We start from the raw sequence: 22,464 nt of genomic DNA on the forward strand, positions 1-22,464 counted from the left end.
CGGATGAACAGCAGATCGCTACTGTGGCAGTCGGCCGGCGAGGCATCAGACAATGCCGCCGCCCGCTGGCAGTTAAGCAAGGTCGTAACCGCTCTCCGGGAATCCCGGGACGTCACGCATAACCTGCGCCGGGATTTGCCGACACGCCGGGCACCGTCGCGGCCGGCCGTGGACGAGCTGCTGAAGGGGGTGATTGCGGCGCTGTTTCCGCGACACCACGGCCAGGCCGACTTGGATGACGAGAGCATCGACTACTTCGTCGGCAACGCTTTGAACGGCGCATTGAACCTGCTGTTCGAGGAAGTTCGCCGGGAAGCGCTGTTCGCTTCCGACGAAGAGGACGATGGGCGACACGACGTTCGGTCCGCCGAGATCGTCCGCACCTTCGCGACGAGCTTGCCTGAGATCAGGGGACTGCTCGTTGAAGATCTGCGGGCCGCCTACGTGGGCGACCCGGCAGCTTCCAGCTTTCCGGAAATCCTAATCGGATACCCCGGCATGCTGGCGATCATCCATCACAGGCTGGCGCATGTGCTTTACAGAGCCGGTGCGACCATTGTCGCCCGGCTCATGTCGGAGATCGCACATTCACGCACCGGTATCGACATCCATCCGGGAGCGAGCATCGGCGCCAGCTTCTTCATCGATCACGGCACCGGCGTCGTGATCGGAGAAACCTCGATGATCGGCGCACGGGTGCGCATCTATCAGGCCGTAACCCTCGGTGCTCGGAACTTTCCGACCGATGAGAACGGTGCGGCCGTCAGGGGCAATGCGCGCCACCCCATCCTCGAGGACGATGTGACGGTGTACGCGGGCGCGACAATTCTTGGTCGCGTCGTCATTGGGCGAAACTCCATCATCGGCGGCAATGTCTGGCTGACCCAGGACGTGGCGCCCGGCAGTTTTGTCACTCAAGCCACAGCGCGCAGTCGCAAGTCGACCGAACCTTGAAGCAGATCGTATTGTCTTCGCGCCAAAGAGCGAAAGTTTCTAAGCCGCGTGCGGTCGCAGAGATAGTTTGCTGCGACTTTCCGCAAAATGCGGAATGGATCAAGGTGCGCTTCTTTGAATAAATCGGCCTTCGATTGCGAACGCATTTACCGGAAGGCCGAACGCGATGTCGGGACATCTGAAGTTCTCAAGGCGCTCGATGACAGCGGCATTGCTCGCGTTGGCAGCGAGCGCTCATGGCGGCCTGGCCCAGGCCCAGGAGCGCAAGCCGATCGAAACGGTTCGAATAGGCTATCAGAAATCGTCGACGCTGACGGCGATTCTGAAGACCAACGGCGAACTGGAAAAGGCATTGGTGCCGCTCGGCGTGCGCGTGACGTGGCACGAATTTGCCAACGGACTGCCGCTTCTTGAGTCGCTCAACGTCGGGAATCTCGACATCAGCGCGGATGTTGCCGACACCGTTCCGATTTTTGCTCAAGCCGCCGGTGCAAAGCTGGCCTTCATTGCCGAAGAGGCGGCGTCGCCCGCGGCACAGGCGATTCTGGTGGCTGCGAGCTCGCCCGTGAAGTCGCTCGCGGAGCTGAAGGGCAAGCGCGTGGCGGTCGCCAAGGGCGCCGGCAGTCACTATCTCTTGCTTGCAGCGCTGAAGAAGTCAGGCCTCAGCTTCAAGGACATTTCGCCGGCCTATCTCGCTCCTGCAGACGGCCGGGCTGCGTTCGTCAACAACAGCGTCGATGCCTGGGTAGCGTGGGATCCCTTCCTCACGAGCACACAGCAGCAGACCGGTGCACGCGTGCTGGCCGACGGCAGCAACGGCCTTGCGAGCTACAAGCGCTATTACCTGGCGTCAGAGGCCTTCGTCGAACGGCGCAGCGACGTGCTGAATGTCATCTTCGACAAGTTGCAGGAGACGGGGCGCTGGGTGAAAGCGCAGCCGAAGGAGGCGGCCGCGTTGCTGGCCGAGCTGTGGAGCATCGATGCTGCGACGGTCGAGGAGGCGAACAGCCACCGCAGCTACGCGGTGGACGCGGTCACCCGGGACAAGCTGTCCGAACAACAGAGCATCGCTGACGCTTTCTTCGCGGAAAAGCTGATCCCCGTCCGCGTCGATACCGCGAGCGTCAAGATCTGGGCTGTTCCCGCGCCGTGAGTCAGGGCGCGGGCGGCGAGGCGTTGATGAACATCGGAGACACGTGAATGACGATCGTAAAGCACGGAATGGCCCGCCTTGCGGCGACGGCGCTTGCACTGCTTCTGGGCCTTGGTGCGGCCCAGGCCGAAGGCAGGTTGCGGATCGTCGAGCAGTTCGGCACGGTCTACCTGCCGCTGCACGTTTTGCGGGACCAGAAGCTGATCGAGAAGCACGGCAAACTCGCCGGCGTCGATATCAAAGTCGAATGGGCGAAGCTGAGCGGCGGCGCCGCCGTGAACGATGCCTTGCTGGCCGGCGCCATCGACATCGGCGCCGCAGGCGCCGGCCCGGTTCTGGTGCTCTGGGACCGCACCAGGGGCTCGGCGGACGTGAAGGTGGTTGCGGCGCTTGGCGAGCAGCCCAACTACCTCATCACCAACAATCCGAACGTCAAGACGCTGAAGGATTTCACCAAGGCGGACAAGATCGCCTTGCCCGCCGCGGTGGTCTCGCAGCAGGCGCGGCTGCTGCTGATGGCCGCGGAAAAGGAATTCGGTGTGGGCAAGCATGCGGCCCTCGACGACATCACCGTCAACCTGCCGCATCCAGACGCGACGGCGGCGTTGCTTGCCGGTTCGGCGACGATCTCCGCGCACTTCTCTAATCCGCCGTTCCAGGAGCAAGCGCTGCAGAACAAATCGGTCCACAAGGTGCTGAGCTCCTATGACATCGTCGGCCAGCGGATCACGCCGACGCTGATCTACGCGACCTCGAAGTTCCGGAACGAAAATCCTAAGACCTACAAGGCCTTTGTCGAGGCGTTCAATGAAGCGGCGCGCTGGATCGAGGCCAACAAGGAGCAGGCTGCGGAAACCTACATCCGGGTCGAGAATTCGAAACTCGACAAGAATTTCATTCGCTCGATCATCGATAATCCGGAAGTCAGCTTCACCACGGTGCCGAAAGGAACGTTCAAGTACGCCGAGTTCCTGGCGAAGATCGGTGCCATCAAGAACAAGCCTGCGAGCTGGAAGGACTATACGTTTGAAGAGCTGCATGGATCGCCGGGCAGCTGACGTGGCGGCGCGATCGAGCGGCGGTCGCACCGGTCTGGTGCTCGAGGCGGCGGAGCTGTCGCTGGTCTACGAGCGCGAGGGGCAGCCGGTCAGGGCCGTCGAGGAGGTCGACTTCAAACTGGAGGCCGGCGAGCGGCTGGTGCTGTTGGGGCCCTCGGGCTGCGGCAAATCGTCGATCTTGAAAGCGGTGGCCGGGTTCCTGCAGCCCGCCTCGGGGCACATCTTGATTCGCGGCCAGCCGGTCACTGGACCTGGACCGGATCGCATCGTCGTGTTTCAGGAGTTCGATCAACTGTTGCCGTGGAAGACGGCGCGCCAGAACGTCGCCTTTCCGCTGCTGGTCGCCAAGCGAATCGGGCGCCAGGAGGCTTATCGGTATGCGGACGACGCGCTGCGCAAGGTCGGTCTGTCCCATGTGCTGGACGCCTTTCCGCACACGCTTTCGGGCGGAATGAAGCAGCGCGTCGCCATCGCGCGCGCACTGGTTACACAGGCCGAGATTCTGTTGATGGACGAGCCGTTTGCAGCCCTCGATGCCCTTACGCGCAACCGGCTGCAAACGGATCTTCTCGCGCTCGCCGAGGAGCTGAAGTTCACGCTCGTGTTTGTGACGCACTCGGTCGAGGAAGCGGTGCTGATCGGCACGCGCATCCAGGTCCTCGGCGGCAGGCCAGGCCGCACGGTGGCGACCATCTCGGTCGACGCGCCGCAGCTCAAGGATCGAACGACCTTCGAGTTCCAGGATATCGTTCGCCACATCCACGGCTACCTGCAGTCTGAAGGGACGGAGAAAGCTGCGTGAGCGAACAGGTGCGGTCGTTGGAGAGAGTGCGGGACGTGCAGCCGCGAATCGTGCGCGAGGCAAAACGTAATGGCTGGCTCCGAAGTGCGACATCGTCGGTTTTCGTTCGCCGGTTGCTGGTTCTGGTCTGTTTGGCGGCAATCTGGCAGTTTTCGGCTGCGCTGGCGCACAATCCGATCCTTTTTCCGAGCTTTACCGAGACGGTGAGTGCGCTCGCGGAGGCGGTCTGGAGCGAGAACCTGCTGCAGTATGCGTTTGCATCGGTCTTGGTGCTGTTGAAAGGCTATCTGCTGGGCATAGGGCTGGCACTGATCCTGGTGTCGTTCGCCACACTGAACAATTTTCTGCGCGAAGCCTTGCTGACGCTGACGGCCATGTTTAACCCACTGCCTGCGATCGCATTGCTTCCGCTGGCGATGCTATGGTTCGGCCTCGGTGAAAAGAGCTTGATCTTCGTGCTCCTTCATTCCGTAACCTGGCCGTTTTCGCTTGCGACTCTGACCGGCTTTCAAAGTGTGCCGGAAACGCAGAGACTTGTCGGCCGCAACTACGGCCTGCGCGGGGTGCGATACATCGCCCTCATTCTCGTTCCCTCGGCGCTGCCTTCCATCATCTCGGGTTTGAAGATCGGCTGGGCGTTCGCATGGCGAACGCTGATTGCGGCCGAGCTGGTGTTCGGCGTGAGCTCGAGCTCGGGCGGATTGGGCTGGTTCATCTTCCGAAATCGAAACGAGCTCTTCACCGACAAGGTGTTTGCCGGGCTCATCACCGTCATCGCGATCGGCCTTGTCGTGGAGTTCGGTATCTTCCGTGCGCTGGAGTCGTCCACGGTTCATCGCTGGGGTCAGCAGCGATAGATACCAGTGCGTGACGGGACGAAAAATTTACGCGTCACCGTTCGCGATGATCAGGGTTCCCGCCGACGTCGCTAAACGTTCCGAGTTTCAGCCTCGAGACAAAATATCCTTTTCCAGCCCGCACAATCTTTGGAAAAGCCTCATTCGGAAACCCCTGTTTCTTTCGAGAATGATTTTCTATCATTCTTATAGACAATTCGTATGGCGGAGCTTCCGATGACTGAAGTCGAAGTGCTTGCGCGCGACCAGGCGCGTCGCCTTGATGCGATCGACCGCAAGATCCTCACGGTGCTGCAGCAAGATTCTTCGCTTTCAATCGCCGATATCGGCGAACGGGTCGGACTCTCGTCGACGCCCTGCTGGAAACGGATTCAGCGCCTGGAGCTGGATGGTGTGATCACAGGGCGTGTTGCGCTGGTCGACCAGGACAAGATCGGGCTTGGGATTACCGTCTTCGTCTCGATTGAAAGTAGCGATCATTCGGAGGAATGGCTGTGCCGATTCGCACAAGCAGTGCGCAGTATGCCTGAAGTGCTGGAGTTCTACAGGATGGCCGGAGACGTCGACTACATGCTGCGTGTCGTCGTCGCGGACATGCAAAACTACGATCACTTCTACAAGAAGCTGATCGGTGCGGTCCCCTTGAAGAATGTAACGTCGCGCTTCGCGATGGAGAAAATCAAGTCGGTGACGGCTCTGCCCATACCCGAACAGACGTATACTGAGAGGACATCTGTAAGGTGATGGGTCATGAAAGCAGGCACGCTGCAGTTCGGTATCGACCGGCCAGGCGCGATCAACTCGAGTTATTGGCCCTTCGGCTCTCGCTGTTCGCATCCTTCGCGTTCATAGCAGCTCTGTGCTTCAGGTAGACGCAACCGGTGCTGTGAGAAGAGCATTCGCGCGCCTGATCGATCGATAGCAGGAAGCACACTTCAATTTGCCAAAAACGACATGAGGCATCTTATTTCTCTGAAGCCCTTGGCGGCAGCCTCATCGGGACGCAAATTTGCAGGATGGCGGCAGATATCAAAAGGCAACGAAGCGCAATCGTCATCGGAGTAGGTGCCGAGCAAGGACTCGGCGCAGGGCTTGCCGAAAGGTTTTCGCGCGAAGGTTTTCGCGTCTTCATAGCTGGGCAATCTCTTGATGGGCTTGTGCGCGTGGCTCAGAACATTGTTGAGGCAGGCGGAGATGTGGTCCCGATCGTGACCGATGCGACGATCGAACGAGAGCTCGTATCATTGTTTGACTATGCGGATGACGGCGGGTCACTCGAAGTGATTGCCTTCGATGCGGGTGAGGGAGTCCGATACGCATCGAACCTGAGCCCGGTGCAGCTGTTCGAGCATGCTTGGCGCTGTTCGGCGCGGAGGCGGTAGCAAAACGTCTGCTGGAACATCCATACAGAACCGCGTCATGCATGGACGCACGAACTCGATCTGCGTCCGGTCGCGAAATCTTCCCGGACGAAGTGGCAGGGGGCTTTCGACAGCAAAGCAGGAGTCCAGCATGGGTTTGCAGAATGAGACGATCAGAGCGTTATCGTCAGTGACGGCGGAGCTCAACTACCTTGCTCCACTCTCCGTGCGGCCGCGCACGTATACCTACGACCCTCCCACGGGGGAGGCTCGGTCGAACGTCTTGCCGGAACCACATCTTCTTCCGATTCACGACGCGCGTGCCATCAGCGGGATCCTGACGCTGGACAGTGCGGGTTTCGCGCTCGTCAGACACCAGAGCCGCGTGACGAACTTCTATGACGAGGACCAGGTCAAGAGCGTCTACTATCCGGAGGCCGAGCAGCTCCTGAAAGGTCTTACGGGAGCGAGCAGGGTGTTCATTTTCGATCACACCGTGCGTAAGCGTATCGAAGGTGCAGCGGACCGGCGGAATGACGAGCCGCGGCAGCCAGTCGGGCGCGTGCATGTCGATCACACCGCCAAATCCGGGCCACAGCGGGTGCGCGATCTCATTCCGGACGCCGCGGATGATCTATTGAAGGGGCGGGTGCAAGTCATCAATCTTTGGCGCCCTATACGGGGGCCGCTTAAGGACGCGCCACTTGCTGTGTGTGACGCAAGAACGGTCGCGTTCGAGGAACTGGTACCGGCCGATCTCGTATATCCTCACCGCGTCGGCGAAACCTATGCGGTGAGATTCAGTCCCCAGCATCAGTGGTTTTATTTTCCGGACATGACAGCGAGTGAGGTGCTTCTTTTGAAGTGCTACGATTCGAAGACTGATGGCCGCGCAAGGTTTGCGCCACACAGCGCTTTCACCGATCCGACGAGTCCTGCTGATGCGCGGCCTCGGGAAAGCATCGAGTTGCGCGCATTGGTCTTTCACAAGGAATGAGTCCTCGAAGACCGACCGAATTGCGGTCGGGACGGCAGCCACCCGGTTTCTGTTCAAGCCGGCGCGTCGAACGACGGGCGCGGATTCGCCGCCCGTCTTGCCGAATCCATCACCGCACATCAAACGTACGCCAGCGCGCGAGAATTTCACGCAGATATGAGCGCCAGGCCCGTGCGTATGACCGCAGCCCGGATCATATCCGGATCTTGCCCGGGATGAGCTTTGTTGGCCGCCCAAATCGATGCTAACGATAGCCCGCCGTCTCGTCGCGGCAGATCCATCGACAGGATAACGATGCTCACGGCGAAGGGAAAGTACGGGCTCAAGGCGCTCGTCCATATGGCGCGATTGAAGCAAGGGGCAAGCGCGCAGGCTGCGGACATTGCCGAAGCCAACAACATCTCGAAGAAGTTTCTCGATGCGATCCTGTCGGAGCTGCGCAAAGGCGGCATCGTGCAGAGCAAGCGTGGTCCAACCGGCGGGTACAAGCTGGCCCGTCCGGCGCACCTCGTCACTGCGGGTGAGGTGATTCGTATTCTTGATGGTCCGCTAGCCCCTATCGCTTGCGCGAGCCGGATGGCCTACAAGCCTTGCCGCGATTGCACGAGCGTCCAGCAATGTGAAGTGCGGCGAACAATGTCGCTTGTGCGCGACGCGACTGCCGAGATCCTCGATCAGCTATCGATTGCGGACATGATCCACATCAAGGATGGCGAGGCGCTTTCCGACGCCGAGCGGAGGCGCCTGCAACTCGCGAGGACCCGGCGCGTGGGGGCGGTTGCGGTGAAGCGGACCCGTAGGTCGATACGACGACGTTAGAAACCGGCAAAGGCCGCCCGGTCGCATCGACTCAAGGCGTGTCCGATGACATCACTTCATTTCAGCTTTCAGCGGGATATTTCTTCCTCTCAACCCGGGTGATGCAGCAAGGCATTCTCTAGTAAAAATAGCTGTTGCAGTCAGAGAAATTTAAGGGCGCATCATCTCCGCGCTGCAGAACATTCGGAAATTCATTTCATTGACGCAGCGCATGGTCGCGCTCATCATTTCTTGCATCAGCTAACGGGAGCGAAGCGAGTTTCGCTTCGCGTTTCTTTCCACCGAACGATCCTGCGGCATCACCGTCATCACGCGCAGCTTTCGCGCGAACGGAATTCGTTCGACCAAGTCGAAAGGGACAACTGACATGTCGTTTGACGATCAGGAGGTCGTGATCAACGAGCGCCACTATCGCAACATGCTGTGCGGGCGCATTCACACGCGACAAGACGAGTCCGTCAGCACGGCCGCCGGCCGTGCTGCCCTGCAACCCTGACCCTTCGCACGCGACTGGAGAGAGCGATGTCCCTCGAATTCATCGGTTATGTCGGCCACTTCAACTCCTCGGAGAGCGTACCGCGCACCGGCCCCGCGGTAGATGTTCCGCACATCGAAGCGGTAGCCAAGGCGCACGAGTATGTCGGCTTCGACCGGGTGCTGGTCGCCTTCCACTCCAATTCGGCTGAAAGCATCCTGATCGGCCAGCATATTGCGCATGTTACCGAACGCCTCGGGCTAATGATCGCTCACCGACCGGGATTTACTCAGCCGACGTTGGCGGCCCGACAGCTCGCTACGCTCGACCAGTTTTCGAAGGGGCGCGTCGCGGTCCATATCATCACGGGCGGCGACGATGTGGAACTTGCGCAGGATGGCGATCACCTGACCAAGGATGAGCGTTATGCCCGCACCAATGAGTACCTCGACGTGGTACGCCATGAGTGGACCTCCGCCACCCCTTTCGACTACACGGGCAATTACTACAAGGTCGCCCGCGGCTATGGCGACGTGAAGCCATACCGGCCGGAGGGAATTCCGGTCTTCTTCGGCGGCGCTTCCGCCGCGGCCATCCCGGTGGCTGGCAAGCACGCCGATGTCTATGCACTGTGGGGCGAAACCTACGACCAGGTGCGCGAGTTGGTCGTCCGTATCCGCGCTGCGGCTGCGCCATACGGTCGTTCGCCGCGCTTCAGCCTCTCGCTCCGCCCCGTGCTTGCGGACACCGAGGAAAAGGCCTGGGCGAAGGCTGAGGACATCCTCGCCCGCGCCAAAGCGTTGCGGGCAGCGGGCGGCAGCGGGCGCTCGCCGAACAATGCTCGCTCGACGCGCGGTAATGCGCCGCCACCGAACGAAGGCTCGCGCCGTCTGCTCGCTGCCGCAGCGCAAGGCAAACGTCTCGACAAGTACCTCTGGACGGAGATCGCCGCGTTGACCGGTGCGCAAGGCAATTCCACCGGCTTGGTCGGTACGCCGGACCAGGTGGCCGAGGCGCTGCTCGACTATTACGACCTGGGCGTCTCCACCTTCCTGATCCGCGGTTTCGACCCGCTCGAGGATGCCATCCAGTACGGGCGGGAACTGCTGCCGCGCGTGCGCAAGCTGGTAGCGGCGCGCGACGCGCAGGCCGACCGATCGGCTGCATGACGGATGCCAAAGTTACTGAAGCCCGGCGCGATCTTCAACGCGTCGGGCTTGCGAGCTTATAGCGTGCGCCTGATCCGTCTCGCCGATCGTCAGTCTTTCGCGCATAATCAAGGACACGTCCATCATGATCACGCGACGTCACGCTGCGCTGCTGCTCGGCGCTCCCCTGATCCTTCCCGCGCGTGCCTTCGCGCAAGAGCGTCAGCCAGCTACGCCGCGTCGAGGTGGAGAGCTTCTGTTCGGCCTCGACGGCGCAGCGGTTGCGAGCTTTGTCCTCGACCCGCACGATTCCGGGTTCGCTCCGCATAACCGCGTCTTCCGTTCCATCTACGATGGCTTGGTGGTGCTGCGTCCCGACCAGTCCGTCGGCCCTTGGCTGGCGACGTCGTGGGAGATCTCGCCCGACCAGAAGAACTACACCTTCAAGCTCCGCACCGATGTCATCTTCCATGACGGCACCAAGTTCGATGCCGCGGCCGTGAAGGCCAATCTCGACCGCATTGGCAACGGTGAGGGAAGGCCGCTGACCGCGCTGCCTGACATTGGGTCCTACGAGAGCACCGAGGTGCTGGCGCCCGATACAGTACGCATCAGGCTGAAGGAGCCCTTTGCGCCGCTCCTGCGGAATCTGTCCAAGACGACACTCGGCATCATCTCGCCTGCTGCGCTTGCCAAGCACGGAGCGGCCATCGCGCAGAACCCGGTGGGCAGCGGGCCATTCCGCTTCGTCTCCCTGGTCCAGGGCGTCGAGATCAAGCTGGAGCGCAATCCGGACTACAACTGGGCGCCAGCGGGTGCGGCGCACCAGGGCCCTGCCTATCTGGAACGGCTGACCTTCAAGAACGTGCCGGAGGAAGCGACGCGCGTCGCCGCGGTGCAGAGCCGCCAGGTCCACGCGGCGGACGGCATTCCTCCGCAGAACGTCGTCGCCTTCAGGTCGGCCTCCGGCTTCCAGATGCTGGAGAAGGAGTTGCTGAACAACAACTACACGATCTACCTGAACGTCACCAAGGCCCCGTGGAACGACGAGGAAATCCGCCAGGCCTTCCGCGCCTCACTTGATCTCGATGCGGCAGTGCGCGTCATCTATCTGGGCACCACGCCGCGCGCTTGGGCGCCGCTCTCGCCTTCGATCTTCGCCTCGGCGGATGCATCGCTGAAGGGATCCTGGCGCCCTGATCTCGCGCGTGCCCAGCAGATCCTGGAGGCTAAGGGATGGAAGGTTGGTGCGCGTGGTATCCGGGAGAAGAATGGCGAGCGGCTGACGGTCAGCTTCGCCGATACCCAGGGCAACCGCGAAAAGCGGCTGGACGTGATCCAGTTCCTCCGCCGCCAGCTCGCGCGGAGCGGTTTTGACCTCAGCATCGACAGCCAGCCCAACGCGACCTACCGCCAGAAGCTTACCGACGGCGACTACGACCTCTCCGGCGCCAGTCAGTTCGCGCCCGATCCGGATGTGTTGAGCCGGCTGCATCTGCCCGATGGCCGCACCCGTGCCTCCGTCGCCAAGACCAACGATCCGGATATCAGCGAATGGCTGCGCGCGGGCCGGCGTGAAGGCGATCCGGAGAAGCGCGCCGAATACTACGTCCGCGCGCAGCGGAAGCTGGTCGAGAAGGTTTACGCTATCCCGATCTATGTACTGCTCTACACTATCGCCGCAAGCGACCAGTTGCAGGGCCTCGTCATAGACACGCATGGCTTCCCGCAGTTTCACGGGGCGTGGCTGAGGGCGTAGCGTCATGCTCTTCATATTTCGCCGGATGGCCGGCGCGGTCTTCGTGATCTTCGGCACGATCACTCTCGTCTTTGCGATCCTCTACTGGTTGCCCGGCGACCCGGCGGTGCTCGTTGCCGGCGAGAACGCCACTGAGGAATCCATCGCCCGCATCCGCACCCTGCTGGGTACGGAGCGGCCGCTCTGGGCACAGTACCTCGATTACCTCTCGGGGCTCGCGCAGGGTGATCTCGGCACCTCTTTCGCGACGCAGGAGCCGGTAACCATCCGGCTCTGGGCGCAGTTTCCCTCAACCGTCGCGCTGACGCTCCTCGCCAGCACCGTGGCGATCGTCACCGGCGTGCTGTTCGGCGTGATTGCGGCGGTGAACCGCGGTAACAGGCTCGACCAGGCGATCCAGTCCGTCATGCTGTTCTTGACGTCCATGCCATCGTTCTGGTTCGGCATTCTGTTGATCCTGCTCTTTTCAGTCACGCTGCAATGGCTGCCGGCGATCGGCAGCGACAGCTTCGCGCAGCTCATCCTGCCCGTAACCTGTCTCGGCCTCATCGCTTCGGGGCGGCTGATGCGGATGGTACGAAACAGCGTGCTCGACGTGCTGGATGAACCTTTCGTCACCGCGTTGCGTGCCAAGGGGCTTGTGGAATGGCAGGTGCTGTTCCGTCACGTGCTGCGCAACGCTTTGATCCCGGTGGTGACGCTGCTCGGCATTCTGGTTGGGGAGCTTCTTTCCGGTACGGTGGTGGTGGAAACGCTTTTCGCCCGCCAGGGAATCGGGCGGTTGCTGGTGGATGCGGTGGGTGTAAAGGACGTTCCTGTGATCCAGGGGACTGTGCTGATTGCCTCGATTTCTTTCGTCATCATCAACTTGCTGGTCGATCTCTCCTATTCCGTCATTGATCCGCGCGTCCGGGTGGAGGGGTGATGGCGATGACCGAACGGACGGCCAGCTTCGTGGCCCGTGTTCCGGCGTGGCGCGCGGATGAAGGGCGTCGGCGGCTGATGCTGCTATCCTGGCTCCGGCCCGGACCGCTGCTGTTACCGGGCGTGATCATGCTGGTGATGCTAGCCTGTGGTCTTTTCCCTGAATGGATCGCGCCCTTTGATCCGACCGACATGACCGATGCCATTCTCGCGCCGCCCGGCCCGGAGCATTGGTTCGGCACCGACCATTTCGGGCGAGATGTCCTGAGCCTCGTCATTTATGGCGCGCGGCAATCGCTGCTGATGGGCGCCTGCGCGGTCTTCGTCGGCGGTCTGGCTGGAGGGCTGCTTGGCCTTGTCTCCGGCTATGGAGGAAGGGGGGTGGATCTCGTGTTGATGCGCCTGCTCGACATCTGGATGGCGGTGCCGGACATTCTGCTCGCTATCATCATCGCCGCAGCGCTTGGCCCCAGCCTCACCAACACCATTATCGCCGTTGGGCTGGTCACGGTGCCGCGATATGCCCGCGTGATGCGAGCCCAGGTACTGGCCATCAGGAGCCGCCCATTCATCGAGGCTTCGCGCTCCATCGGGAGTTCTCATACGCTAATCGTGCTGCATCACATTCTGCCGCATACCGTGTCGCAGATGCTCGTCATGGCGACGCTCGGCATCGGCAGTTCGATCCTGATCGGGTCGAGCCTCAGCTTCATCGGCCTTGGCGTCATCGACGACCGACCGGACTGGGGCTTCCTGCTCAGCCAGGGGCGCAGCTATCTCACGGTGGCCTGGTGGTTCGCGACCTTTCCCGGGCTCGCCATCACGGCGCTCGTCATCTCGGCCAACCTGCTCGGCGACGGGCTGCGGAGCCGGCTCGATCCGCACCAGCGTGGAGGCTGAGGCAAGGCCGTGACCGCATTGCTCAACATCGATGACCTCTCTGTCTTCGTAGCGACAACCAGCGGCGCGCTGCAGGTGACGCATTCGGTGCACCTTGGTATTGGGGAGGGTGAGACTGTCTGTCTCGTCGGCGAATCCGGCAGCGGCAAGACGATGACGGCGCATGCAATAATGCGCCTCGTCGAGTATCGTGGCGGGACTATTGCCAGCGGTAGCATTCGGCTCGACGGACGCAATCTGGCAACCTTGTCGCAGAAAGAGATGAGTGCGCTGCGAGGCGACCGGATCGGCATCATCTTCCAAGAGCCGATGACGGCCTTCGATCCGGTCTGGAGCATCGGCGAGCAGATTGGCGAGGTGCTGCGCCGTCACCGCGGCCTAGGTCGGGCCGCGGCGCGCGAAGAGTCGATACACTTGCTTGATCGGGTGCGTATTCCGGACGCGCATATGAAGGTGGACCAGTTTCCGCATCAGCTCTCGGGCGGAATGCGCCAGCGGGCCATGATTGCGATGGCGCTCGCCTGTGCACCGCGACTGCTGATCGCCGACGAACCTACCACTGCCCTGGATGTAACCATCCAGGCGCAAGTCCTGAAGCTGCTCCAGCAGCTCCAGGCCGAGACGGGCATGGCGATCCTGCTTATCACCCATGACCTTGGTATCGCGGCGGAGATGGCTGACCGCGTTGTGGTGATGTACGCCGGACGGGTCGTGGAGGATGCTCCGGTCGAGCGCCTTTTCGCCAATCCGGTCCATCCCTACACGCGCGGCCTGCTTCGCTCGGTCGTCGGCGCGCATCTGCCGCGGGGGACACGGCTAACCGCCATTCCCGGCGGCATTCCAAGTCTCGCCGAGCCGCCCTCAGGCTGCAGCTTCCATCCGCGCTGTGCGCGCGCCAGCGACCGTTGCACTCAGGCCGCTCCGCCTTTGGAGGAGCGGCCCGGAGGAGGCCGCGCCGCCTGCTGGCACCCACATGAGGATGCACTGCCGGCTTTGGCTGCGCAGAGCGTCACGATTGAAGCTCCGACAAAGAGCTCGGCGCAAACACCGTTGATCGAGGTGGAGGGACTGCACAAGCACTACCCGATTGGCCTGTCCTGGCCCGGCGTGCGGCGCAGCGTGGTGCGAGCGGTCGATGGTGTGGACCTCCACATCCATCGGAGCGAGACATTTGCGCTGGTCGGCGAATCCGGCTGCGGCAAATCCACTTTGGCGCGGGTGTTGCTTCAGCTCGAACGCGCCAGCGCGGGTGCGATCCGCTTCGATGGGGAAGACCTGACGCGGCTCGGCCACACGGCATTGCGGCGCGCGCGGCGGCACATGCAGATGGTCTTCCAGGATCCTTATGGTTCGATTGACCCACGCTGGACGGTAGGCGAGATCATCGGCGAGCCGCTGCGGGTGCATGAGAAGCTGACCCGTCCGCGACGTGAGGCACGGGTACGCGAGTTGCTGGAGCGGGTCGGGTTGGATCCTGGCTGGGGCGGGCGGTATCCACACCAGCTCTCCGGCGGTCAGCGACAGCGCATCGCCATCGCGCGTGCCATTGCCGTCAGTCCGCGCTTCGTCCTGGCAGACGAGGCAGTCTCGGCGCTGGACGTCTCAGTGCAGGCGCAGGTGATTAACCTGATGGAGGACTTGAAGGAAAGGCTCGGCCTCACCTACCTCTTCATCAGCCACGGGCTGCATGTCGTGCGGCATATCTCTGACCGGATCGGCGTGATGTATCTCGGCCGGATCGTGGAGACCGGGCCTGCCGAGGCACTGTTCCGCGACCCGGCGCATCCCTACACCAAGGCCCTGATCGCCGCGATTCCTGAACCCGACCCCGCGCAACGGCGTGAATTCGTGCCGATCGTTGGCGAAATTCCCTCTCCCAGTAACCCGCCTTCGGGCTGCCGCTTCCACACGCGCTGCCCGATCGCGCAAGCACGCTGTCGCACCGACGACCTCGTACTGACACCGGTTGGAACGGGGCGCGCGGTGGCCTGCCATTTCCCACTCTGACGCGACGAGGCGCTTTCCTGATGAGTAACGATCCTGCGCTGAGCTTGGCCGCGCATATTCACCGCACACGCTTCGCTGACCTGCCGGCTGCCACTGTCACCGCGACGAAGCGCGACCTGCTGGACACTTTCGGTTGCCTGCTCGGCGGCACGGCCGAACCCGGCATTGCGGAGCTGACGAACCTTGCTCTGCGATGGGGAGGCCTCGAGGAGAGCAGTGTCGTTTTCCTCGACCGGCGTCTACCCGCGCCGCAGGCCGCCGCCCTGCACGGAAGCATGGCCCATGCATTGGACTATGACGATGTGCTCGACCACGGTGGTTCGATCCATCCCGGCGCCTCAGTGCTGGCGGCTTGCATGGCGGTGGCTGATCTGCGGCCGGAGACAACGGGACGGGATGTCATTCTCGCCGTTGCACTCGGCCTGGACGTCTCCTGCCGCATCGCGCTGGCGTCGACTCTGGATCGCGGCTGGCACCGAACGGCCGTCATCGGCATCTTCGGCGCTGCAGCCGCGGCGGCGAAGCTGCTGGGGTTGGACGAAAGCCAGACGCTGAATGCCCTCGGCATCGCCTACAGCCAAGCGGCCGGCAACCGGCAATGCATCCTGGATGGTGCGCTGACGAAGCGGTTGCAAGCGGGGCAGGCCGCTGCAGCCGGCGTGCAATCGGCGATCCTGGCACAGACTGGTTTCACCGGCGCGCGCGACATCTTCGCAGGCCGATACGGCTTCTTCGAACTTTATCAGCCCGGCGGCTATGAGCTGGCACCTCTGACGAGCAACCTCGGCATCGCTTTCCGCGGCGATGAGCTGAGCTTCAAACCTTATCCCTGCGGGCGTCCCCAGCACGCTGCGCTTGATGCGGCGATCGCGCTGCATCGGCAGCTCGGCCTTGACCGTGACAGGCCGGTCACCGTCGAGGTGACAACCGGGACGAATACGTGGCAGGACCAATTTGCCGCCGGCGTCAAGCGCCGGCCGACACAGATCGTCGAGGCGCAGTTCGCGCTGCCGTTCCTTATCGCCGCGGCCTTGGCGAAGGGGCGGGTCGGCATCGGCGAAGTCGCTGGCATCGGAGACCCCGCGGTGCTGGACCTGGCCGCGCGCATCGACGGCGGGCCCGAGCCGTCCTGGCTGCCTGGCCGGCTGCGCATCGCCGTTCGCACCGAGAGTGGCCGGAGCGCGACACAGGAGGCGGAGCAACCATCGGGTTCGCCAGAACGACCGCTCAGCGATGCCGAGCTTGCTGCCAAGTTTCGCGACTGCGCCGCAAATGCGAGCCGCCCCATCGCGGCGGCGACGGTGGACAGCGCTATCGCGGCGATCCTCGATCTGGACAACCGGACTTCCGCTGCGCTCGTTCCCCTGATTGTCTAGCGGGCGTCGGCAAGAGACGAAGCGTGGACGCTACGACGGAATTCACCTTCCACGCGAGCTGCTGGCTCGGCTTCATGCTGCACAAGTTCTGCCTAACGGTTTTGGCTGGGCCGCAAAAGTTGAGTTCGCTGCAGCATTCATGCGAACGATTGAATGAGAAATCGCTGGTCCGGTTGGTGTGGGGAAAGGTGGTAGCGCTCCATAGCCTAAATCGAGCGCGACGCGCCAATGGCAAATATGGCTACTTGCCCAGCAGACGCGAAAAGCACCGCGCATTGAGGCAGATACATGCTCCGTTATCTGGAGGCGTGGATCTCTCTCGTCGTTTTGCGCGCGCTTTTGCGCGGTGATTTCGAAGCGCGAGATCTCGTCGCCGGTTTCAGGAGCGCCCGCTTTTTTCTGGTCGCATCTCGTGCAGCGATGCCGCTTACCAGCTGGAAGGAAATCTGCGCGGCAATGTCCTCGGGCTGCAGCTTTTTTCTGGGATCGTAAACGCGAAGCAGGTCGCTCAACGCTCCAATGACTGCAATAATCGTCAGTGCCGGGTCGCACGGCGCAATCGAACCATCGGACATCCCTTGAGTCACGAGGCTGCGCAGGCGCTTGTGAAGTCGATTGCGCAATTGACGAATGCGTTCGTTATAGGAGGCCTTCAGCGAAGTGGTTTCACGCAAAGACATGGTTGGCTGCAGCTCGCGCAGCGCCATCAGCATGTAACGGTGAATGAAATACTGCAATCGCGCCGCACTGTCACCGCCCGAAGCAAGAGCTTCGTCCAGCGCCCGCTCGGCTAGGTCGAAGGACAGCGCGTAGCACTCAAAGATAAGATCGTGCTTGTTCTTGAAGTAGTAGTAGAGCGCCGCCGACGTGATGTTGAGGCGATCCGCCAGCTTTGCCAGAGAGAAACTTTCGACCCCGGACTCGGTGAGAAGCAGGCCAGCGGCATCCAGAAAGACGCGGCGCTTCTGCTGATATTGATCGTTCTGGGGCAGTGTTGCTCTTGGCAAGCAGATTTTCCTGTCTTCAGCCGAGCTGTGACGGCACGCCTGCTATCGCATATCAGAACCGCGCCCGCCAGAGCAACGTCAGCCCTTGCGATCGCGCGGCGTGGCCATCTCGGTGATGAAGTTGTCCACTCCTTGCTTCCATTCGCCGGTCGCAAGCAGGCGATCGATTGCCAGACGCTCGTAGGCCATTCCCGTCCGCAGGTCGGATTCGGCACCCCAATCGATGCATCGCTTCATGAGCGAGACGGACAACGGAAATGATCCAAGGATCTGCTGCACGGTCTCGGCCACGAGACCTTCGAGCTCAGCCATGGGGACCACTCGGTTGACCAGACCGATACGAAGTGCTTCTGCTGCAGGAATAGTCCTTCCGGTAAATAGCAGCTCTTTCGCCATTGCCTTGCCGACGATGCGAAGCAATCGCTGCCCAGCGCCAACCGATCCGCGCACGGTTTCGGGATAGCGGAACGACGCGAGATCCGAGGCTAGGACGAAATCGCATGCGGTGGCGATCTCGGCACCTGAGCCGATGACCGGACCATGCGCCACAGCGATACACGGCTTGCCGCAGTCCTGAAGCGCGTCATAGGCTGCGAAAGCCCGCATGCGGCGATTACGCAACCATTCGGTACTGACGCCCTTCCGTTCTGCGACGTCGGCACCGGCGCAAAATGTCGGACCAGCTCCGCGAACCAGAACGAGGCGGATGGAGTCGTCGGCGTCGACCGCGCGGACGGCATCCAACAGGTCGAGGCACATCTGGTAGTTCAGCGCATTGCGCTTGTCCGGCCGGTTGAGCAGGATCGTCGCGACTGCATTCTCGGTCGTCAGTGCAACGGTTTCGTAGGTTTTTTGCATCGTCTTTGTCCCGGGTTGCAGGCTTGGGCCTAGTTCGCCTTGGCGGTACCGCGAATGGTGTAGCTGCGCATGATCATGTTCGCGTCGCGGCCGATTTCCAGAGCATCCAGCAGTTTCATGTCGGCGACGCGATGGAACAATCGCTTGGTTGCGCGCTGGGCGTGGCGCTCACCGTCGGCAATCCGCTGCGCGATGCCGAGAGCTTCGGCCTGCAGCCGCTCATCAGGCACCACGCGATTGATCAGTCCCAGCTTGCGAGCTTCCTCCGCGGAAAAATGCTCTCCGAGCGCCACCAGTTCGTAAGCCATCTTGCGGCCGACGTGCCGCACCAGATTCGACATGACCACAGCAGCGACCGCGCCTCGCTTGACCTCGGGGTAACCGAACTTGGCGCTCTCGCAGGCAATTGCCATGTCACCCGCGACAGCGATGCCGCAGCCCCCGCCGACCGCGAAGCCGTTGATCGCACAGATCACCGGCACGGAAATCTGGACGAAGGCCGCGTGCAGCTTCGTGGTCAAGGCCCCGCGGGCGAGAGCAATGTCGGGATTGTTCGCCGTCATGTCCTTGAATTCGGTGACGTCGGCCCCGACGCAGAAGCCGCGCCCGGTTGCCGTCAGGATGACCGCGTTGATGTGCGACGCCGCGTCTGCAGCCAGCAGGCCGTCAAGCAGCGCCGCCGTGAGCTCGTTGTTGAGTGCGTTGAGCTTGTCGGGCCGGTTCATCGTGAGCCGCCGGACGGCGCCGATATCTTCGCTCAGGAGTACGTTGGTCATGCTGCTTTCTCTTCCGTGTGCTGTCCCAAACCCGATCGCGTCACCCGCCCGTGCAGTTCGCGCCCGATCGATTCCTCACAGAATTTCGCCGTTTCGATCAATCGCGCCAGATCGATATTGGTCCGGACGCCGATCGTCTCGAACATGTTGATCAGGTCTTCCGTGCAGACGTTGCCGGTGTAGCCTTCGAAGTAGTTGATCTTGGCGGGACTGCCGCCAGCGCCGCCGAACGCGCAGTCGAAATGTCGGACACCCTCTTCATAGGCCGCGAGGCAATTGGTCAGTCCGAGGCCGCGTGTGTCGTGGAAATGCGCGATCGGGATGGCGTCGGGCAATTCCCGGCGCAGCACCTTGAAGATCTCCGCCACCGAACGCGGCGTTCCCATTCCCGCCGTATCGGCGACCGCCAGATGCCGGACGCCGTTCCGGTAGAGCCAGATCGCGTCGTCGATCACGTTCTGCGGGGCCACCGCTTCCACCGGCGAACCAAATGCGAATGAAATCGTGCCGATCACCGTGAACCGGCCCTGAAAGCCGTCGACCATCGAGCGGATCAGATCGTGCTGGACAGCGCGCGTGCGGCGGAACGCGCGCTGGCTCATCATGTCGCTGGGGCAGAGGATGACGCTCACCTCATCGGGACCGTGGCCCGCGTCGCTGGCAGCCATGGCGCGCTCAACCGAGCGCATGTTGATGCAGGTCGCCTTGTAGCCGACGCCCTTGCTGCGCGGGATCGCACGCAACACCTCATCGGCGTCGTTGAACTGCGGTACGTTGCCCGGGTGCGTGAACGACGTCGCCTCGATCCGCGGAAAGCCGAGCGACAAGAATCGCTCGATCAGGGCAACCTTGAGCGGCGTCGGCATGAAGCAGGTTTCGTGCTGCAGTCCGTCGCGCACGAAGCATTCGCTCAGAACAACCGAATCGCTCATCTCGATATCCTTTCCGGCTGGTTCATTCTTCGAATCCGTGCGTTTCTTAATTTTACGATTAAGCCAATTTCTTAAAATACATTATTGACTCGACGTCAACAACGTTCCAAGTTCGGAGCACGCGGGATGTGCACGTGCGCCGGGCGAATAGGGCGCGTTCGGGATCGAGTCCACGACGCCGACCGGGACGAAGACAAAGAATGAAAAGGCCAGCGGAACCAGCCGACCCGCTCGAAGAGACGACAATGAAACAATCAGAACAATCGAGCCCGAACGTGCGTCGCGACGGTCCACTTGGCGGAATACGCGTCATCGACATGACCCGCGCCTTTGGCGGGCCGCTCGCTACGATGATCCTTGCGGAGATGGGCGCCGATGTCATCAAGATCGAGGAGCCGACGACCGGCGACGAATCCAGAACCTTCTCGCCGATGCTGAAGGGCGGGGTCAGCAGCTATTTCTCGTCGCTCAATCGCAGCAAGCGTTCAGTCGCGCTCAACCTGAAGGCCGCGCAGGCTCGCGACATCGTTCTGCAGCTCGCCGCGAAGTCCCACGTGTTCGTCGAAAATTTCACGCCCGGTGTCGCCGGCCGCCTTGGGCTGGCCTATGAGGACGTGAAGAAGGTTCGGCCGGACATCATCTATTGCTCGATCTCAGGTTTCGGCCAGGACGGTCCTTATCGCGAGCGCAAGGGCTACGATCCCGTGCTGCAGGCGATGGGCGGGCTGATGGGCGTCACCGGCGAGAAGGGTGGTGGCCCAATCAAATCCATGGTGCCGATCGCAGACATCTCGGTCGGGCACATGACGGCGATGGCGCTGCTTGGCGCGCTGTTCAACCATGCGAGGCGCGGAACGGGGCAGTACATCGACATGTCGATGCTCGACGTGATGGTGTCGATGCAGACCACTGTCGGCACGGCTTACCTGAACACGGGGATCGTGCCGACGCGCTCGGGAACCGAGAATCCGGCACGTACGCCATCGGCGGCGTTCGAATGCTCGGACGGTGTTTATATCCAGCTTGTGCCGAACCAGCGGCAATGGAAGGATTTCTGCACGATCATCGGCGGCCCGGAGCTGGTCGACGATCCGCGCTTTGCCGACAATCTGTCGCGCGTGGCCAATCAGGATGCGCTCTATCCGATTGTGCGCGCTCTGATGCGCAAGCAGCCGAGCAAGTACTGGGATGATGCATTCGTGAAGGCAGGCATTCCGGCCGGCCCGATCAATGAGCTCGACGCCTTGTTTGCCGACCCGCAGGTCATCGCCCGCAAGATGGCGCTGCAGTTCGAGGACGACCGTGCCGGCACAGTGCGCGGCATCGATCTGCCGTTCCGCTTCTCCGATACGCCTGTCTACATGCGCTCGCGACCGCCGCATCTCGGCGAGCATACCGATGAAGTGCTCGCAACGCTGATCGACATGCCGGCGACGCAGATCGCGGCGTTGCGCTCCCAGACCGTGCTCTGATCGGTCGCCGGGCGCGATGAAGACGGTGCAACCATGACATCGAAGACAAGAAGTTTCGAGACCATCCTGCTCGACGTGAGGGATCATGTCGCGACAGTGACGCTGCATCGTCCGGATGCAATGAACGCCCTCAGCATGCAGATGCTGTATGACCTCGAAGCGGTTTTCCAACAGATCGAGGATGATCCGTCGATCTGGGCGATGATCCTGACCGGACACGGCCGCGCGTTCTGCGCAGGCGCGGACCTCAAGGAGCGGCAGACGATGACGGTCGCCGACGTCCGTCGACGGCGACGACTTGCGCCGCAGGTGTTCGGCGCATTCGGCCGCTGCCGCCGGCCGATCATCGCGGCGGTCAACGGTCTCGCGCTGGGGGGCGGCTTCGAGATCGCGCTATCCTGCGACATCATCCTCGCGGCAGAGTCGGCGAAGGTGGCGTTGCTGGAGACGAGCCTCGGGATCATTCCGGCGGGCGGCGCGACCCAGCGGCTGCCGCGCATGATCGGCCCGCATCGGGCGAAGGAGCTCATCTTCACCGCCAGGCGCCTCACGGCGCAACAGGCCTTCGATCTCGGCATCCTCAATCGCGTGGTTGCCGATTCCGAGCTGATGCCGCAGGCGGCGGCGCTGGCGCAGGAGATCATGGCGAACGCGCCGATGGCGGTGGCGCAGGCGAAGCGCGCGTTGAACGCATCGCTCAGCCTCGGGATCGATGTCGGCCTCGAATACGAAGCGGAGGCGTATCAGACCTGCCTCGCATCGGCCGACCGCGCCGAAGGTCTGGCCGCTTTCCGCGAGAAACGGAAGCCGGCCTATACGGGAGAATAGC

Annotated in this window: 22 protein-coding genes and 1 pseudogene; 19 read left to right on the forward strand and 4 right to left on the reverse strand. The window is 62.2% G+C overall.

Going from position 1 to position 22,464, the window contains the following annotated elements:
* The first annotated feature begins 3 nt into the window (after positions 1-3).
* The 17 genes and pseudogenes from epsC to RCO31_RS10750 all read left to right on the forward strand — a co-directional run bounded on the left by epsC (position 4) and on the right by RCO31_RS10750 (position 16,590).
* Positions 4-954: a serine O-acetyltransferase EpsC gene (gene epsC / locus RCO31_RS10670; RefSeq protein ID WP_308968300.1), complete on the forward strand. Its 951-nt coding sequence runs from the start codon at positions 4-6 to the stop codon at positions 952-954.
* 199 nt (positions 955-1,153) lie between these two features.
* Entirely contained in the window at positions 1,154-2,107 is a 954-nt protein-coding gene (locus RCO31_RS10675) for an aliphatic sulfonate ABC transporter substrate-binding protein (protein WP_308968301.1), read from the forward strand.
* A gap of 47 nt (positions 2,108-2,154) precedes the next feature.
* A complete protein-coding gene (locus tag RCO31_RS10680) occupies positions 2,155-3,165 on the forward strand; it encodes an ABC transporter substrate-binding protein (RefSeq protein ID WP_308968302.1) in 1,011 nt (336 codons plus the stop codon).
* Positions 3,146-3,967, forward strand: a complete 822-nt coding sequence (locus RCO31_RS10685) for an ABC transporter ATP-binding protein (RefSeq protein WP_308968303.1) — start codon at positions 3,146-3,148, stop codon at positions 3,965-3,967. Before RCO31_RS10680 ends, RCO31_RS10685 begins: the two co-directional genes overlap by 20 nt.
* The gene (locus tag RCO31_RS10690) at positions 3,964-4,824 is read left to right on the forward strand and encodes an ABC transporter permease (RefSeq protein WP_374991462.1); all 861 of its coding nucleotides are present in this window, start codon (positions 3,964-3,966) and stop codon (positions 4,822-4,824) included. Before RCO31_RS10685 ends, RCO31_RS10690 begins: the two co-directional genes overlap by 4 nt.
* 216 nt (positions 4,825-5,040) lie before the next feature.
* The gene (locus RCO31_RS10695) at positions 5,041-5,568 is read left to right on the forward strand and encodes an Lrp/AsnC family transcriptional regulator (RefSeq protein ID WP_308968304.1); all 528 of its coding nucleotides are present in this window, start codon (positions 5,041-5,043) and stop codon (positions 5,566-5,568) included.
* A 272-nt stretch (positions 5,569-5,840) separates the two neighbouring features.
* Entirely contained in the window at positions 5,841-6,206 is a 366-nt protein-coding gene (locus RCO31_RS10700) for an SDR family NAD(P)-dependent oxidoreductase (RefSeq protein WP_308968305.1), read from the forward strand.
* Positions 6,207-6,336: 130 nt separating this feature from the next.
* Positions 6,337-7,182, forward strand: coding sequence for a CmcJ/NvfI family oxidoreductase (locus RCO31_RS10705; RefSeq protein ID WP_308968306.1), 846 nt, complete (start codon positions 6,337-6,339; stop codon positions 7,180-7,182).
* A 42-nt stretch (positions 7,183-7,224) separates the two neighbouring features.
* Positions 7,225-7,412 (forward strand): annotated as a pseudogene (locus tag RCO31_RS10710) (LLM class flavin-dependent oxidoreductase); the annotation flags it as partial.
* A gap of 64 nt (positions 7,413-7,476) precedes the next feature.
* The gene (locus tag RCO31_RS10715) at positions 7,477-8,001 is read left to right on the forward strand and encodes an Rrf2 family transcriptional regulator (RefSeq protein ID WP_308968307.1); all 525 of its coding nucleotides are present in this window, start codon (positions 7,477-7,479) and stop codon (positions 7,999-8,001) included.
* A gap of 367 nt (positions 8,002-8,368) precedes the next feature.
* On the forward strand, positions 8,369-8,497 hold the full coding sequence (locus tag RCO31_RS10720; RefSeq protein ID WP_308968308.1) for a hypothetical protein: 129 nt from the start codon (positions 8,369-8,371) through the stop codon (positions 8,495-8,497).
* Between the two features lie 26 nt (positions 8,498-8,523).
* A complete protein-coding gene (locus RCO31_RS10725; RefSeq protein ID WP_308968309.1) occupies positions 8,524-9,645 on the forward strand; it encodes an LLM class flavin-dependent oxidoreductase in 1,122 nt (373 codons plus the stop codon).
* A gap of 124 nt (positions 9,646-9,769) precedes the next feature.
* Positions 9,770-11,383, forward strand: a complete 1,614-nt coding sequence (locus tag RCO31_RS10730) for an ABC transporter substrate-binding protein (RefSeq protein ID WP_308968310.1) — start codon at positions 9,770-9,772, stop codon at positions 11,381-11,383.
* Between the two features lie 4 nt (positions 11,384-11,387).
* The gene (locus RCO31_RS10735) at positions 11,388-12,308 is read left to right on the forward strand and encodes an ABC transporter permease (protein ID WP_308968311.1); all 921 of its coding nucleotides are present in this window, start codon (positions 11,388-11,390) and stop codon (positions 12,306-12,308) included.
* The gene (locus RCO31_RS10740) at positions 12,308-13,207 is read left to right on the forward strand and encodes an ABC transporter permease (RefSeq protein ID WP_308968312.1); all 900 of its coding nucleotides are present in this window, start codon (positions 12,308-12,310) and stop codon (positions 13,205-13,207) included. The genes RCO31_RS10735 and RCO31_RS10740 overlap by 1 nt, the downstream gene beginning before the upstream one ends.
* A 9-nt stretch (positions 13,208-13,216) precedes the next feature.
* Positions 13,217-15,214: an ABC transporter ATP-binding protein gene (locus tag RCO31_RS10745; protein ID WP_308968313.1), complete on the forward strand. Its 1,998-nt coding sequence runs from the start codon at positions 13,217-13,219 to the stop codon at positions 15,212-15,214.
* A 20-nt stretch (positions 15,215-15,234) separates the two neighbouring features.
* The gene (locus tag RCO31_RS10750) at positions 15,235-16,590 is read left to right on the forward strand and encodes an MmgE/PrpD family protein (RefSeq protein ID WP_308968314.1); all 1,356 of its coding nucleotides are present in this window, start codon (positions 15,235-15,237) and stop codon (positions 16,588-16,590) included.
* Between the two features lie 296 nt (positions 16,591-16,886).
* On the opposite strand, the gene RCO31_RS10755 is transcribed toward RCO31_RS10750, so the two are convergent.
* From RCO31_RS10755 to RCO31_RS10770, 4 genes are all read right to left on the reverse strand, one after another.
* Positions 16,887-17,597: a TetR family transcriptional regulator gene (locus RCO31_RS10755; RefSeq protein WP_308968315.1), complete on the reverse strand. Its 711-nt coding sequence runs from the start codon at positions 17,595-17,597 to the stop codon at positions 16,887-16,889.
* 78 nt (positions 17,598-17,675) lie between these two features.
* Positions 17,676-18,455 (reverse strand): enoyl-CoA hydratase/isomerase family protein, encoded by a 780-nt coding sequence (locus tag RCO31_RS10760; RefSeq protein ID WP_308968316.1) that lies wholly within the window; start codon positions 18,453-18,455, stop codon positions 17,676-17,678.
* A gap of 29 nt (positions 18,456-18,484) precedes the next feature.
* Entirely contained in the window at positions 18,485-19,231 is a 747-nt protein-coding gene (locus RCO31_RS10765; RefSeq protein WP_308968317.1) for an enoyl-CoA hydratase/isomerase family protein, read from the reverse strand.
* Positions 19,228-20,163: a hydroxymethylglutaryl-CoA lyase gene (locus tag RCO31_RS10770; protein ID WP_308968318.1), complete on the reverse strand. Its 936-nt coding sequence runs from the start codon at positions 20,161-20,163 to the stop codon at positions 19,228-19,230. The genes RCO31_RS10765 and RCO31_RS10770 overlap by 4 nt, the downstream gene beginning before the upstream one ends.
* A gap of 245 nt (positions 20,164-20,408) precedes the next feature.
* Between RCO31_RS10770 and RCO31_RS10775 the strand changes: the two genes are divergently transcribed.
* Complete coding sequence (locus RCO31_RS10775; RefSeq protein WP_308968319.1) at positions 20,409-21,635, forward strand: CaiB/BaiF CoA-transferase family protein; 1,227 nt, start codon at positions 20,409-20,411, stop codon at positions 21,633-21,635.
* A 33-nt stretch (positions 21,636-21,668) separates the two neighbouring features.
* On the forward strand, positions 21,669-22,463 hold the full coding sequence (locus tag RCO31_RS10780; protein WP_308968320.1) for an enoyl-CoA hydratase-related protein: 795 nt from the start codon (positions 21,669-21,671) through the stop codon (positions 22,461-22,463).
* Position 22,464 lies beyond the last annotated feature (1 nt).

The sequence above is a fragment of the Bradyrhizobium sp. LHD-71 genome, assembly GCF_031157255.1.
Classification (GTDB): Bacteria; Pseudomonadota; Alphaproteobacteria; order Rhizobiales; family Xanthobacteraceae; genus P52-10.